Genomic DNA, 14,287 nt, shown 5'->3' with positions numbered 1-14,287 from the left:
CAGCGCAGATAGGAGACAGCAATGACTCGACGCATGTTCGGCGAGCTTTGTACCTGCACGGGCGATTGCATCGCGCCGCGCAGTGGCGTGGTCGCTCATTGTGCCTCCTCTGCACCAGCGTGCATTGCTGACTAACCCGTTGGAAAAAGACATGCGCGACGACACCGCTCGCAATCTGCTGCGCGATATGTTCGACGCCGCCATCGCCGCTGCGCAACCTGCACTGACATTGCCTACAGCCCTGCCTGAACGCCCAAAGGGCCGCACGATCGTGATCGGGGCGGGCAAGGCGTCGGCCGCGATGGCGCAAGCTTTCGAACAGGCGTGGGGAACACCAGTGAGCGGACTCGTCGTGACGCGTTACGGATATGCCGTCCCCTGCAAACAGATCCGCATTGTCGAGGCAGCGCACCCCGTGCCGGACACCGCCGGCCATCAGGCTGCACGCGAGATGCTCGAACTGGTATCGGGGCTCACTGAAGACGACTTGGTGGTCTGCCTGATTTCGGGTGGTGGCTCATCACTTCTTCCACTGCCGCTGCCAGGCATTTCGCTGGCCGACAAGCAAGCCGTGAACCGCGCGCTATTGGCCTCCGGCGCAACCATCAGCGAGATGAACTGCGTGCGACGCCACCTGTCCGCCATCAAGGGTGGACGCCTAGCTGTAGCGTGCCATCCGGCGCGCGTTTGCAATCTGCTGCTGTCCGACGTGCCCGGTGACGATCCCGTCGACATCGCGTCCGGTCCCACGGTGCCCGATGCGACCACGCTGGCTGATGCGCTCGATATCCTCCGCCGCTACGACATTGCGGTTCCCCCTGAAGTGCGTGACGCGCTCGCCTCGCAAGCAGCGGAGACCATCAAGCCCGATGACGCACGCCTGCCACGCATCGAAACTCGAATGATCGCCACGCCGCGCATGGCGCTGCAGGCAGCGGCGCGCGTGGCGCGCGAAGCTGGACTCGCCGCCTATGTGCTGGGCGACGCAATCGAAGGCGAGGCGCGCGACGTCGGCAAGGTCCTGGGTGGCATTGCACTGGAGGTGGCGCGTCACGGTGAGCCCTTCCCGGTGCCTTGCGTTCTGCTCTCGGGTGGCGAAACAACCGTCACCGTGCGCGGCAACGGCCGGGGCGGACGCAATGTCGAATTCCTCTTGTCACTTGCGCTCGCACTGCGCGGGCAACCCGGCATTCACGCCATTGCGGGCGATACCGATGGCGTCGACGGGCTGGAAGAAATCGCCGGCGCCGTGATCACACCGGACACATTGCAGCGCGCCTGGGATCTCGGCATCCGAGCGGAAGACGCGCTTGCTTGCAACGACGGACACGGCTTCTTCGAGGCACTGGGCGACGCAGTCGTGACCGGCCCCACGATGACCAACGTGAATGATTTTCGCGCGATTCTGGTCGCGCCCTGATCTGGAGTAATACTCATGAGACGCCTGCGCAACGCGAAGATCGTCGCCACCCTCGGCCCGGCGAGCAGCACCCCGGAAATCATCGACGCCCTCTTCGAGGCAGGGGCCGACGTCTTTCGGCTGAATTTCAGCCATGGCACGCATGACGACCATCGGCAGCGCTTGGAGACGATCCGTGCGGTTGAGCGCGAACGTGGGCGCCCCATCGGTGTCTTGCTGGACTTGCAAGGCCCGAAGCTGCGTATCGGCACCTTTGTAGATGGTCCCGTCCAACTGGCGTCCGGTGCGGCGTTTCGACTCGATCTCGACCGAGACGCACCCGGCACGCCCGAGCGCGTCAGCCTCCCGCACCCGGAAATCTTCGCCGCTCTGCACAAGGGCACCGAACTGCTGCTCGACGACGGCAAGCTCCGACTGCGCGTGGACGAATGCGGTGCGGATTTTGCGGACACCACCGTTATCAACGGCGGCACGCTGTCGGATCGTAAGGGTGTGAACGTGCCGGGTGTTGTGTTGCCGCTGTCTGCATTGACCGAGAAGGACCGACGCGATCTCGACTTCGGCCTAACACTCGGGATCGACTGGATTGCGCTGTCGTTCGTGCAGCGCCCTGAAGACATCCGTGAAATCAAGGCCATCGTCCAGGGGCGTGCTGGCATCGTGTCCAAGCTCGAAAAGCCGGCCGCCATTCAAAGCCTCGAAGCGATCATTGAAGAGGCGGATGCAGTGATGGTGGCTCGTGGTGATCTCGGCGTGGAAATGCCTGCCGAACAGGTGCCCTCCATCCAGAAACAAATCGTGCGTACGTGCCGCAAGGCCGGCAAGCCGGTGATTGTTGCCACACAGATGCTGGAATCGATGATCACCGCGCCGGTGCCCACGCGCGCGGAGGCATCAGACGTGGCCACTGCCGTCTACGACGGCGCCGATGCGGTCATGCTGTCGGCGGAATCGGCATCGGGTCGCTATCCCTTTGAAGCCGTGACGATGATGGACAGCATCATCCGGCGGACCGAATCCGATCCGTATTATCACGACGCCATTGAGGCCTCCCATACACCCCCGCGGGCAGACGCCGCAGATGCGATCGGCTATGCAGTGCGCCATGTGGCGGGGCTGCTCAAGGTACCGGCTACTGTGGCCTACACCAGCTCCGGATACTCCGCGCTGCGCATGGCTCGGGAGCGTCCGGAGGTGCCGATCCTCGCTATGACGCCTCGCATGGCGACTGCGCGCCGTCTGGCGTTGGCCTGGGGTGTGCACGCGGTGTTGTGCCACGAGGTGATCGATGTACTCGAGATGACAGACCTGGCGAGCCGCACCGTGCTCAAGGAGCAGTTCGGCGAGCGCGGCCAGTCCATCGTAATCTCTGCAGGGCTGCCATTCACAGTAGCCGGCACGACCAACCTCCTGCGCATAGCGCAGGTGCAGTGAGGAGGTCAGCATGTCGGTGATCCGTGAAGTGCGTGGCTACGAAATGCTCGATTCGCGCGGCAACCCAACGGTGGCGGCGCGGGTACTCCTGGCCGACGGCAACGAAGGTTACGCGGCCGTGCCATCCGGTGCGTCCATCGGTGCGCGGGAGGCCGTCGAACTCCGCGATGGGAATCAAGAACGATATTTCGGCAAGGGCGTCCGCAAGGCGGTAGCCAATATCAACACCGAGGTCGCACGCACGTTAAGCGGCATGCGCGCTGCTGACCAGGCGGAGGTGGATCAATGTCTGATCAGATTGGACGGCACGGCCGACAAGTCTCGGCTGGGTGCCAACTCACTGCTGGCGGTATCACTTGCCACGGCCCGTGCTGCGGCGGCCTCCGCCAATCTCCCGCTGTATCGGGCGATAGCGGGTTCCGATCGAGCACTGCGATTGCCCATGCCGATGATGAATATCATCAACGGTGGAGCGCACGCGGACAACAACGTCGATATGCAGGAGTTCATGATCCTGCCCGTCGGTGCTCCTTCCTTTGCGGAAGCGGTTCGCTGGGGCGCTGAGGTTTTCCACACGCTGAAGGAGCGACTGAAGCGACAGGGCTTCTCGACGGCGGTCGGCGACGAAGGCGGTTTCGCCCCAGATCTGAAATCGAACGAGCACGCCCTCGAACTAATCATGCATGCGATTCACGACGCCGGCTTCGTCGCGGGCGTTGACATCGCCCTGGGCTTGGACGTGGCAAGTTCGGAGTTCTATCGCAATGGCGCCTATGTCCTTGCATCTGAGAGTCGCACTTACGACGCAACGCAACTGGCCGAACTGCTAGCCGGTTGGGTCAGAGACTACCCGATTGCCACCATCGAGGACGGCATGGCCGAAGGCGACTGGCAGGGTTGGAAGCTGCTGACCGAGCGTCTGGGCCAGCAGGTCCAGCTTGTGGGAGACGACCTGTTCGTCACGAATACCGCAATCCTCGCCGAGGGCATCCAACGCGGCGTCGCTAACGCGATCCTGATCAAGCCCAACCAGATAGGCACGCTGACAGAAACGCTGGCGGCCATCGATCTTGCTGAGCGCGCTGGCTATGCCTGTGTGATCTCACATCGCTCTGGCGAGACCGAGGACACAACCATTGCAGATTTGAGTGTGTGCACGTCAGCCACGCAGATCAAGACGGGATCGCTATCGCGTTCTGACCGTGTGGCCAAGTACAACAGGCTTCTGTACATCGAGGCGGAACTTGGATGTGCAGCCGTTTTTGCTGGCCGCGCAGCACTGTCGGTCCCCAGCCGGCCAGCTGGCGAGGTGGCTTGCTTGACACCGTGAACGCCTGACTACTTAGGGCGCGGTGACGAGACAGACTTATGGCGCACAACTATCCATGCGCATCAATTAGTCGGTCGCCTTTTTGCCCTGCAAGTTGCGATGAGAGCTCGGTAGAGAACGAGCCCACGCTGTGAATGAAATTGTTTGAAGAACCAAGGAGACAACAATGGAACTAGACATCGAAAAGCGCACGCTGCGCAAGATCAGTTGGCGCATCGTGCCGTTCATCATGTTGCTGTACTTCGTCGCCTACATCGACCGGGTCAACATTGGTTTTGCGGCTCTGACGATGAAGGCAGACCTGGGCTTTACGGCATCGATTCTTGGCTTTGGCGCGGGAATTTTCTTTTGGGGCTATTTCTTGTTTGAAGTGCCCTCCAATATCGTGCTGCACAAGGTGGGGGCGCGCCTTTGGATTGCCCGCGTCATGGTTACGTGGGGGATTATCTCGGCGGCGATGGCTTTCGTCCAAGGGACGACCAGTTTCTACATCATCCGCTTCCTCCTTGGGGCTGCAGAGGCGGGCTTCTTCCCCGGCATCATCCTGTATCTCAGCTATTGGTTTCCGGCGCGTCACCGGGCAGGCGTCACCGCGTTCTTCATGGCTGCCGCGCCGTTGTCCACTGCGCTCGGCTCTCCGATTTCTGCCGCACTGCTGGAAATGCATGGAGTGATGGGGCTGGCAGGCTGGCAGTGGATGTTCATTCTTGAGGCCATCCCTGCATTCATCCTCGGCGTGGTGGTGTTCTTCTACATGACGGATCGCCCGGAACAGGCTTCTTGGTTGAAAGAAGACGAACGCACTTGGCTCGTCAAGGCCATGCAGGAGGAATCCAGCAACAAGGCAGCTAGCGGCAATCACAGCATTCTGCGTGGTCTGGCCGACCTGCGGGTGATTGCATTGGCGCTAATCTATTTCGGTACTTCTGCCGGCCTCTACACGCTCGGCATCTGGGCGCCACAGATCATCAAGCAGTTGGGCATGTCGTCCATGAAAGTCGGTCTGCTCAATGCCATTCCACCGATCGTCTCGGTGGTCGCGATGGTCTTCTGGTCTCGCCATTCCGATCGGACCGGCGAGCGCACGTGGCACGTCGTGATTGCGTGTGTGGCTGCTGCCGTGGGACTGGTGGTTGCGGGCAGTGCCAATGGTGTGGTTGGCCTCATTGCAGCGCTGACGCTCGTGAACGTGGGGATCAGCTGCGCCAAGCCACCGCTCTGGAGCATGCCGACGATGTTCCTGTCCGGTGCGGCAGCCGCCACCGGCATCGCGACCATCAACTCGATCGGCAATCTCGGCGGCTTCTTTGGCCCCGCGATGATCGGCTGGATCAAAGACCGGACCGGTAGCTTCGCCGGCGGACTCTACTTTGTCGCCGGCCTGCTCATGCTTTCGGCGGTACTTACGCTGGTGTTGTCCAGCACGCAGAAATCGAAGGCGGCTGCGGCCGAGGCCGCAGCGCACTAAACAGGCCTTCGCCTCTACTCCTCCCCAAATTTGAATGGAGCACCATATGGATAAGGAAGTTGCGGTTCAGTCATTGACTGACACCATGGCCAAATTCACGGCCTACATCGGAAAGCGACTACCCAAGGACGTGAAGAACAAGCTGGCCGAACTTCGCACGATGGAGACGAATCCGCTGGCCAAGTCCATCTACGATTCGATGGCCGGCAACCAGGAAGCGGCTGACAAACTGGATCGCCCCAGCTGCCAGGATACGGGCGTTATCCAGTATTTCGTGGAGGCGGGCGCCAACTTCCCGCTGCTGGGCGAGTTGGAAGAGGTGTTGAAAGAAGCCACCGCTGAAGCCACCCGCATCGGACCGCTGCGCCACAACGCGGTTGAGACGTTTGACGAAAAGAACACTGGTACCAACACGGGCACGCAGATTCCCTGGCTGGACTGGCGCATCGTGCCAGGGCTGGATAGCTGCACCATCGATGTCTACATGGCGGGCGGCGGGTGCACCTTGCCGGGCGCCGCCAAGGTTCTTATGCCGGGGCAGGGCTACGAGGGCGTTGCCGAGTTCGTCATGGACGTGATTACCGAGCGTGGCGTCAATGCCTGTCCGCCGCTTCTGGTGGGGGTGGGTGTGTCCACTTCCGTGGAAACCGCGGCGCGTCTGTCCAAGCTCGCGATCATGCGCCCCGTGGATTCCAAGAGCGAGAACCCGCGTGCGGCACTGATGGAAGAACTGCTCGAGCAAGGGCTTAACGAAGTTGGCATCGGTCCGCAGGGTCTGACCGGCAACAACAGTGTCATGGGAGTGAACATTGAGTCGTCTGCCCGACACCCATCCACCATCGGCGTCGCAGTGAATACCGGTTGCTGGGCGCATCGACGCGGCAAGATCCGGATCAATGCGGACATGTCCTACGACATCATTTCCCATGAAGGAGTGACCCTGTGAAAAAGATTCTGACGACGCCGATCAAAGACGAAGATCTGCTGAGCCTCAATGTTGGTGATGTTGTCTACCTGACCGGTCGCCTGGTGACCTGCCGTGACGTGGCGCACCGGCGCTTGATCGAACAAGGGCGCGAGCTTCCGGTCGACCTGGAAGGTGGGGCGATTTTTCATGCGGGCCCGATCGTCCGGAAGAAGGATGATGGTGGATTCGAGATGGTCTCCATCGGCCCGACGACCAGCATGCGCATGGAGAAATTCGAGCGCGAATTCATCAAGCAGACTGGCGTCAAGCTGATCGTCGGCAAAGGCGGCATGGGGCCGGAGACGGCCGCCGGTTGCCAGGAAGGGACGGCGGTGCACGCCATCTTTCCCGGTGGCTGTGCCGTGCTGGCCGCAACGCAGGTTGAAGAGATCGAAGGTGCCGAGTGGCAGGATCTTGGGATGCCGGAAACCCTGTGGATAAATCGGGTCAAGGAGTTCGGCCCGTTGATCATCTCGATCGACACCAAGGGCAACAACCTCATTCAGCGGAACAAAGAGCAGTTCAACGCTAAGAAGCGTCCGGTGCTTGACCGAATCAACAAGCAGCTCAGTTTCATCAAGTGATTTTGTGTCTGGCGGTGGGACGGCTGCAGTTCGCTAAAGCTGTCCCTTTGCGCGCTCAAGTCCACCGTCAATTCCCTGCTGCTTGCTTGGCTCGTCGGAGTTGATGAAGGAGCTGAGCCATCTATGACGGGAGAGGTACGGTATCGACCTACCGCATGCAGAGGTCAACCGAGTAGCCGAAAGGCTTCCTGGTGCCATCAAGATGGGGAAGATGGGGCCGAGCTTCATCGGTAGGCCAACTTAGCCGTGCCGGTTTGCCTAGCGCGGTCCAGTGTGAGGTTGGCTGCCAGTGTGTTTGCGGTGAGAAGCGTCGCGATGACCGCCGCGGGCGCCCGTACAAAACTGCATGAAGTCCCCCTTTTGTTTTTCGCAGGATAGCCGGCCCTACCTTTCCCCGGTCTTTCACAAACTAAGGCTCGCTGCGTGCCCGCAGATGTCCTAAGCAGCGACTGAATTAGTGCTTGCCCAGCACCGGCTCAAATTCATCATTGCCTCACCGGATAGGGATGGTCAGCGGATGCCTACGACAAAATCGTCTGTGTAGGTCCGGGCAAGCTCCACGTGTCCACCACGAACCTTCGCATTGCTTGCTGCGAGGACTCGTTGCACAGTCGCCGGCCCATCGGGCGGCATGCGACCATCCACGCTGAAAGCTGGCTGTGCAATTTCCAATGCCTGGAGGTAGAGACGTGGGTTCGGCCCCAGATATTCGGGTGGAAGGCGCTCTGCAATCTCCTCCGCCGTATGGCTGTGAAGGAAACGCAGCGTCCGAACAAACGCCCTGGCCAGCTTGTGAACCAAATCGGGATTCGCTTGTAACCACTCCGTCTGCACATATAGGCAAGCAGCCGGGTAGATGCCACCCAGCGCCTTCCGAGTCCCATCGATGGTTCGCAGGTCCAGTATGGGGCGCGCCTGCCCGGTTGCGACTAGCACAGACGCGGTCGGGTCTGTTGTCATGCCCGCATTGACGCGGCCATCGCTAACAGCGCGAATGAACCCTTCCTCGGCACCGGCGGGGACCAACATGTAGTCGCCAGGCTTTTGCCCGTGCTGACTCATCAGGTAGCGCGTTAGGAAGCTGGAAGACGATCCAAGCCCCGTTACGCCAAGTGCATAGCCGCGAAGGTCCTCAATCGCTTCAGCGTCCAGCGGCTTACGTGTCGAGACAAGCTCCAACTGCCCGGGAGCATTGCTGAGAACAACAATTGAACGTGCTTCACGTCCTTTGGTTTGCAGATCGACGGTATGGTCGTAGAAGCCGACGACGCCCTGGGCAAAGCCGGTAAGCAGCTCGTTCTCCGCATCGACACCAGCGGGACGGGAAACGAGCTCCACATCCAGCCCTTCGTCACGGAAGTAGCCCAGGCGTTGTGTCAGGATGGCCGGTAGGTAAATGATCTTGGCTGTGCCGCTCACCATGATGACGAGGTGCGGCCGGGAGGTCATCGCTGGAAGTGGAACATTGGCGAGCCCGAACAAGACTGCGAGGATCAAGATAGCTACCGGCAGCCGCCAGCGGTCGACTCGTCGAGTCGAGACCGTGATGTCGCGATGCTCGTGAAGACCACGCATGTTTTGTTATCGCCGAGTTGTCACGATGAACTGTTTCGTTTTCGGCCGCAGGGCTCAAGCAAAATCCGCGACTTGGCATCTTGCTTCGAGCCGCTGCGCCGGAAGACGGGCCGCCCCGGAGTTACCACGGGATGCGCGTTACTGTGCGCGCGCGAAAACCAAGCACACGGGGCTGCCGGTCTGAAGCACCAGTCCAGACGGTGTCAGTTGTCCGTTTGCTTCGTCGATGCGGAATCCCACCACGCTGTCGCTGTTCTCGTTCGCCGCGTAGAGCGCCTTTCCCGCTGGATCCAACGTAAAGAAACGCGGCCCCTTTCCTTGAGTAGACGTCCAGCCGACCGGTTTGAGCAGGCCGGTATCGGGGTCCACGCGCATCGTGACAATGCTGTCGTGCCCGCGGTTGGAACCGAACAAGAACTTGCCGGATCGACCCATCTCAATCTCCGCGCCTGTGTTGTCCCCTGTGAAACTCTCCGGAATCGTCGGGACGATCTGGACGGGAGTCAGTGCTGCCGTTTCAGCGTCGTAGCGGTAGGTCGTGATGGTCGAGTCCAGTTCGTTCATCACATAGGCCAGCGGTTTGGCCGGATGGAATGTGACATGGCGCGGACCCGCGCCTTCTCGTGCTTGAACGAACGGCGGATTCGCGGGCGCAATCTTGCCGGTAGCGCCATCGAGTCGGAATGCGAACACGCGGTCTAGACCCTTGTCCGGAACGATGAAGAATCGACCATTGCGGTCAAATGGGACGTCGTGAGGATGGGAGCTCGCTTGCTGCGTACGATGCGGCCCCGGTTTGCCGGGAAGCTGCACCAGGTCGCTGACGCGTCCGAGGCTGCCGTCTGCCTGGATTGGCAGACTGACGACCGAGCCGGTCGCATAGTTGCCGACAATTACGAATTGATTGGTGGGATCGACAACGAGATGCGCCGGGTTCTTCCCCTCAGTGCTCTGTTGATTCAGGAGCGTGAGCTTGCCGGTTGCACGGTCCACCGAATAGGCGGAGATCTGGCTTAGGTCACCATGAACGGCATAGAGGTATTTCTGGCTACGGTCCAACGTCAGGAACGAGGGGTTGTCTGTTCCTTCGACCAGTTGAACATGCTTCCAATCTCCCGTCTTTCCATCTACACGGTAGACGTTGATGCCCTTACCGCGAGCATTGCGCTCCTTAGTCGTGCGGCAGCCCACGTAGGCGTACATAGCGGTTGGTTCGATTCCCATAGCGTTGACGGTTGGTAGTTGATAGAGCGCTGTCGTCAGCGCGGCCAGGTTCTGAATCGCCTGGCGTCTTCCTGGGTTCATTCCCCTGTCTCCTGGTTTCCGTTTAAGAGGTGGCGTCTTGCGCACGCACTGTGCACCGGCATGCACCAAGGGCGGGCCATCGAGCGGACGACATGTCCATTGGCTGCAGATGTTCCGTCTTGCGTTCCGACGAAATGCATTCTATGATCATAAAACGCGATATGCAAAGAGGCATTACCTCGGCGTAAACCCGGGGCTGCAATGCGTAGGCTTCGGCACATTAAGGAGACGGCTGTGGGAATGGCACAATCGACATCAGGAGGAGCGGGTTCTCGCGCGGCTGCAGCCAGCGCGCTCGACTCCATGCCTCATGTCGAGCCTCTGCACTTGTCCCATTCCATGCCGTTGACGCCGCTTCAGATCCGAGTCACCCGAGAAATCCTTGCTTTGGCCAGACGAGATGATCTGGCGGAAGGCGAACGCCTCGCCGAGTCCGTTTTGGCGGAGCGAATCGGGACGTCTCGCACGCCTGTCAATGTGGCGTTGCGGCACCTTGCGGAGCTTGGTGCGGTGTTTTATGACCACAACCGTGGCTTCTTCATGGCGAAGGCCGCACGTGAGCTGAACGAGCTTGCATCGCAATTCTTCGAAGAACCGGATGAGCCGCTGTATCTGCAGATCGCGGAAGACCGCCTAGCTCGTCGGTTGCCCGACGTGGTGTCGGAGGCAGACCTGATGCGCCAGTACGGCGTGGCGCGCAGCGTCCTGCGCAAGGTCCTGTCTGTAATGCAGGAAGAAGGTTGGTTGGAACGGCAGGTGGGCCAAGGTTGGCAGTTTCTGCCCATGATCGACTCGGTCGAGGCCTACGAGGAAAGCTATCTGTTCCGCGCCGCGATTGAGCCGACGGGCGTTTTGTCCCCGTCGTTCCGCTGCGATCCGGTGGAGTTGGCCGAGTTGCGGCGGCGGCAACAAGTCATCGTGGACGGGGGTTATCTGACCATGACCTCTGTCGAACTGTTTGAGGCAAACAGCGAGTTGCACGAGACCATCGCAAAGTGGTCGGGCAACCGCTTCATCCTCCAATCGGTGCGGCGGATGGACCGGCTGCGGCGACTCGTCGAATATCGGCAAGCCAGAGCACGCAAGCCACGGCAGATCCAGTCCATGGAGCACCTGGCCATTCTGGACGCCATTGGCCAGCAAGACCTGCTGAAGGCGGCAACGCTGCTGCGCGAGCACATCGAAGGTGCCCGGCGGTCGAAAGTGCACGCCGGTAACGTATTCACAGCTGAGGCAGCAGCGGCAGCAGCGGCACCGACCTGATGTTGATGATGTTCCAAGCCACGGCGACTCCGTCGCCTTTTTTTTAACCCTAACTGCGTTTTGTAGTCACAAAACACTTTAAGGCACTTTCAGATGCCCAACAGGAGACCATGATGTCTTATCGCCGCGGCTGGATCGCCGTCTTCCTTTTCACGCTGGCCATGATCAACTACATGGACCGTATCGCACTGTCCATTGCGGCCGCGCCCATCGCCGCTGAGTTCAAGCTCTCGACGGTCAGCATGGGCTATCTGTTTTCGTCGTTCATCTGGAGCTATGCACTGTTCCTGCTGCCTATGGGGTTACTGCTGGACCGTTTTGGAACGAAGCGGATTGCCGGTTTCGGCATCTTCGTGTGGTCCGCGGCAACTGCACTGACTGGCGCGGCAACGAGCTTCGGAGCGTTGCTGGCGGCACGCCTCGTGATGGGCGGAGGTGAGTCCTGCAGCAATCCGGTGGGCGCCAAGGTCATTCGCCAATGGGTTCCTGCTGGTGAACGTGGTGTCGTAACGGCACTCTTCAACAGCGGTTCGTATGCGGGACCAGCCATCTGCTCTGTCTTGCTTGCCTACCTTGTCGCCCACTTTGGCTGGCGCATTTCCTTCCTGATTGCGGGTGGCATTGGTTTCGTATGGCTCGCTGCTTGGCTCATGTTCTTTGATGCACCGGAGAAGGCGTCCTGGCTTAGCCAGGAAGAGCGCGACAAGATCGTGCGTGAGCGCGAGGTCAAATCTGCGGTGCCGGCCGGTCAGGAGGCACATGGACTTCGCGCGTTGATGAAGACGCCGACCCTGTGGGGCCTCGCGCTGACGCAAGGTTGCAACGTCTACACGCAGTACCTGTTCCTGACGTGGCTGCCCAGCTACCTGCAGGCGACCCGGCACCTTTCGATTTCCAAGACGGGCATGTTCGCCGCTGTGCCCTACGCGGTTTCCGTGATCCTGTGTGTGCTGGCGGGCCGACTGAGCGACGTCTACGTCAAGCGTGGCGGCGTTGCTACTGGCCGTCGCCGCAACGCAGTGGCGCTCGCTATGTTGACGGGCGCGGTGATTCTTGCGGTTCCGTTCATGACCAACCTGACCGCGCTGCTCGTGGTCTTCTCGATCACGCTGACGGGCATCGCGTCCACCACGTCGCTGAACTTCGCCCTCCTGAACGACCTGCTTCCGAGCTCGCGTGATGTCGGCAAGGCCATGGCGTTCGTGGTGGTGGGCGGCAACATCTTCGGCTTGATTGCGCCGATTGCCACGGGCTACGTGATTGCGGCCACCGGCAGTTACGACTGGGCCTTCGGCATCGCGGGCATGTTGCTCGTTGTTGGCGCAGCGATCACGTTGACCATGACGCGTCGGCCAATGATTCACGTCCAGACACCCCAAACGGCGGCTTCCAGCGCCTGAGGCGACTTGGTTCTCCCCGTACACCCAAATTCTGATTGGAGTTACTCATGACCAACAAGACCCCATCCGGCGCAGTCCTGCTGAAGCCCGAAGCCCTGCCGACGCACGAGCGTGGTGGCGGTGCGCGGACCACGCCTCTGGTTTCGCGTGAGCTGGGAACGACCAGCTTCATCACCGGCTACACGTCATTCGACGCAAGCGTGGAGATCCCTTTCCACAGCCATAACTGTCAGGAAAGCGTTGTGCTGATGGAGGGTGAGGCGATTCTGGACATCGACGGCCTGGAGTACGAACTCAAGCCGCACGACGTGACGTTCATTCCGCCGAACGTGAATCACCGCTTCCGCAACCTCTCGAAGGCCAAGCCCATGAAGATCCTGTGGATCTACGCGACGGTCGACGCGACGCGTACGTTGACTGAGACGGGCGTCACCAATGCTGTCGCGGCAGAGCACGGCAAGAGCTGACTTAGGAGACTCAAATGCCACACACCGTTCAAGCGGAACAGCTCACCCAGTTTGGAACCGCTGTTCTCGAGTCCTTGGGCGTGCCCTCCGCCGATGCGCACCTGCTGGCGGACAGCCTAGTCGTCGCGGAGCTCTGGGGCCATTCATCGCACGGCATGCTTCGTCTGCCCTGGTATGTCGACCGCCTGCGCAGCGGTGTCATGACCTCGGTCTCCAAACCGGAGGTCGTCATGGACGGAGGAGCCATCACAGTCGTAGACGGCCACCACGGAATTGGCCAAGTATTGACGGCGAAGGCGGTTGACCTTGGCATCCAGCGTGCACGTGAGCACGGTATCAGTGCGGTTGGCGTTCGAAACTCCAACCACTTCGGCACGGCAGCCTACTTCACGCGCATGGCGGCGAAAGAAGGATGCGTTGCGCTGCTCGCTACCAATGCGAGTCCTGCCATGGCGCCGTGGGGCGGGCGTGCCAAGAGCATCGGCACGAATCCGTGGTCGATTGCAGCTCCAGGCGGTCGTGGCGGTGTGGCTGTCATGGACATCGCCAACACCGCTGTGGCGCGCGGGAAGATTTACCTCGCAGCCGAGCGCGGCGTCGATATCCCGAATACCTGGGCCGCGGACGAGAACGGCGTTCCAACGACCAACGCCAAGGATGCAATCCACGGGCTGATTCTGCCCATGGCGGGACATAAGGGCTACGTCATCTCTTTTATGATGGATGTGCTCGCCGGCGTCCTGACGGGCAGCCACTTCGGCTCGAATGTCGCTGGCCCGTACGAGGCGAAGAAGACCAGCGGCTGTGGTCACCTTCTGATCACCATCGACGTGAAATCGATGATGCCGCTTGCCGAGTTCGAACAGCGAATGGAAGCGTTGATCGATGAAGTGAAAGCTGTTCCGACGGCGCAGGGAATCGACGAGATCTTCTTCCCAGGCGAGCTTGAGGATCGCAATACGTCTCGACTACTTGAGACCGGCATCTCGCTCGCGGACACGACGTGGGGAAGCCTGGCCAAGCTCGGCACCGAAACCGGCACGGCACTGCCGGAACTCCTAACCGCTTAACCCA

At 60.6% G+C, this 14,287-nt stretch carries 12 protein-coding genes; 10 read left to right on the top strand and 2 right to left on the bottom strand.

Features of this window, described 5'->3' with window-relative positions:
* Positions 1–151 precede the first annotated feature (151 nt).
* The 6 genes from ACTJK4_RS17055 (at position 152) to ttdB (ending at position 7,203) form a co-directional block, all read left to right on the top strand.
* Complete coding sequence (locus ACTJK4_RS17055; protein ID WP_440818473.1) at positions 152–1,420, top strand: glycerate kinase type-2 family protein; 1,269 nt, start codon at positions 152–154, stop codon at positions 1,418–1,420.
* Positions 1,421–1,435: 15 nt separating this feature from the next.
* Entirely contained in the window at positions 1,436–2,854 is a 1,419-nt protein-coding gene (pyk, locus tag ACTJK4_RS17050) for a pyruvate kinase (RefSeq protein WP_440818472.1), read from the top strand.
* A 10-nt stretch (positions 2,855–2,864) separates the two neighbouring features.
* Positions 2,865–4,184, top strand: coding sequence for a phosphopyruvate hydratase (gene eno / locus ACTJK4_RS17045; protein WP_440818471.1), 1,320 nt, complete (start codon positions 2,865–2,867; stop codon positions 4,182–4,184).
* Positions 4,185–4,350: 166 nt separating this feature from the next.
* Positions 4,351–5,652: an MFS transporter gene (locus ACTJK4_RS17040; RefSeq protein ID WP_440818470.1), complete on the top strand. Its 1,302-nt coding sequence runs from the start codon at positions 4,351–4,353 to the stop codon at positions 5,650–5,652.
* A gap of 46 nt (positions 5,653–5,698) precedes the next feature.
* The gene (gene ttdA, locus ACTJK4_RS17035) at positions 5,699–6,598 is read left to right on the top strand and encodes a L(+)-tartrate dehydratase subunit alpha (protein WP_440818469.1); all 900 of its coding nucleotides are present in this window, start codon (positions 5,699–5,701) and stop codon (positions 6,596–6,598) included.
* Positions 6,595–7,203, top strand: a complete 609-nt coding sequence (ttdB, locus tag ACTJK4_RS17030; RefSeq protein ID WP_221745002.1) for a L(+)-tartrate dehydratase subunit beta — start codon at positions 6,595–6,597, stop codon at positions 7,201–7,203. The genes ttdA and ttdB overlap by 4 nt, the downstream gene beginning before the upstream one ends.
* Positions 7,204–7,713: 510 nt before the next feature.
* On the opposite strand, the gene ACTJK4_RS17025 is transcribed toward ttdB, so the two are convergent.
* Positions 7,714–8,778 carry an ABC transporter substrate-binding protein gene (locus tag ACTJK4_RS17025; protein WP_440818468.1) on the bottom strand — a complete coding sequence of 355 codons (1,065 nt, stop codon included), beginning with the start codon at positions 8,776–8,778 and terminating at the stop codon, positions 7,714–7,716.
* A gap of 138 nt (positions 8,779–8,916) precedes the next feature.
* Entirely contained in the window at positions 8,917–10,083 is a 1,167-nt protein-coding gene (locus ACTJK4_RS17020; RefSeq protein ID WP_221745000.1) for a lactonase family protein, read from the bottom strand.
* Positions 10,084–10,410: 327 nt separating this feature from the next.
* Here ACTJK4_RS17020 and ACTJK4_RS17015 point away from each other — a divergent pair, with 327 nt between their 5' ends.
* The 4 genes from ACTJK4_RS17015 to ACTJK4_RS17000 all read left to right on the top strand — a co-directional run bounded on the left by ACTJK4_RS17015 (position 10,411) and on the right by ACTJK4_RS17000 (position 14,283).
* On the top strand, positions 10,411–11,346 hold the full coding sequence (locus ACTJK4_RS17015) for a GntR family transcriptional regulator (protein ID WP_440818467.1): 936 nt from the start codon (positions 10,411–10,413) through the stop codon (positions 11,344–11,346).
* 110 nt (positions 11,347–11,456) lie between these two features.
* Complete coding sequence (locus tag ACTJK4_RS17010) at positions 11,457–12,746, top strand: MFS transporter (protein ID WP_440818466.1); 1,290 nt, start codon at positions 11,457–11,459, stop codon at positions 12,744–12,746.
* 47 nt (positions 12,747–12,793) lie between these two features.
* Complete coding sequence (locus ACTJK4_RS17005) at positions 12,794–13,213, top strand: cupin domain-containing protein (RefSeq protein WP_440818465.1); 420 nt, start codon at positions 12,794–12,796, stop codon at positions 13,211–13,213.
* 14 nt (positions 13,214–13,227) lie between these two features.
* Positions 13,228–14,283, top strand: a complete 1,056-nt coding sequence (locus ACTJK4_RS17000) for an Ldh family oxidoreductase (protein WP_440818464.1) — start codon at positions 13,228–13,230, stop codon at positions 14,281–14,283.
* The last annotated feature ends 4 nt before the right edge of the window (positions 14,284–14,287 follow it).

The organism is Ralstonia sp. 22111 (assembly GCF_052045895.1).
Taxonomy (GTDB): Bacteria; Pseudomonadota; Gammaproteobacteria; order Burkholderiales; family Burkholderiaceae; genus Ralstonia; species Ralstonia wenshanensis.
This window is presented reverse-complemented; position numbering and strand designations above follow the sequence as displayed.

What these genes read in the sequence shown, in the direction of transcription:
- ACTJK4_RS17055 (WP_440818473.1), top strand. Translation starts at nt 152, where the DNA reads ATGCGCGACGACACCGCTCGCAATCTGCTGCGCGATATGTTCGACGCC.
- pyk (WP_440818472.1), top strand. Translation starts at nt 1,436, where the DNA reads ATGAGACGCCTGCGCAACGCGAAGATCGTCGCCACCCTCGGCCCGGCG.
- eno (WP_440818471.1), top strand. Translation starts at nt 2,865, where the DNA reads ATGTCGGTGATCCGTGAAGTGCGTGGCTACGAAATGCTCGATTCGCGC.
- ACTJK4_RS17040 (WP_440818470.1), top strand. Translation starts at nt 4,351, where the DNA reads ATGGAACTAGACATCGAAAAGCGCACGCTGCGCAAGATCAGTTGGCGC.
- ttdA (WP_440818469.1), top strand. Translation starts at nt 5,699, where the DNA reads ATGGATAAGGAAGTTGCGGTTCAGTCATTGACTGACACCATGGCCAAA.
- ACTJK4_RS17025 (WP_440818468.1), bottom strand. Translation starts at nt 8,778, where the DNA reads ATGCGTGGTCTTCACGAGCATCGCGACATCACGGTCTCGACTCGACGA.
- ACTJK4_RS17020 (WP_221745000.1), bottom strand. Translation starts at nt 10,083, where the DNA reads ATGAACCCAGGAAGACGCCAGGCGATTCAGAACCTGGCCGCGCTGACG.
- ACTJK4_RS17010 (WP_440818466.1), top strand. Translation starts at nt 11,457, where the DNA reads ATGATGTCTTATCGCCGCGGCTGGATCGCCGTCTTCCTTTTCACGCTG.
- ACTJK4_RS17005 (WP_440818465.1), top strand. Translation starts at nt 12,794, where the DNA reads ATGACCAACAAGACCCCATCCGGCGCAGTCCTGCTGAAGCCCGAAGCC.
- ACTJK4_RS17000 (WP_440818464.1), top strand. Translation starts at nt 13,228, where the DNA reads ATGCCACACACCGTTCAAGCGGAACAGCTCACCCAGTTTGGAACCGCT.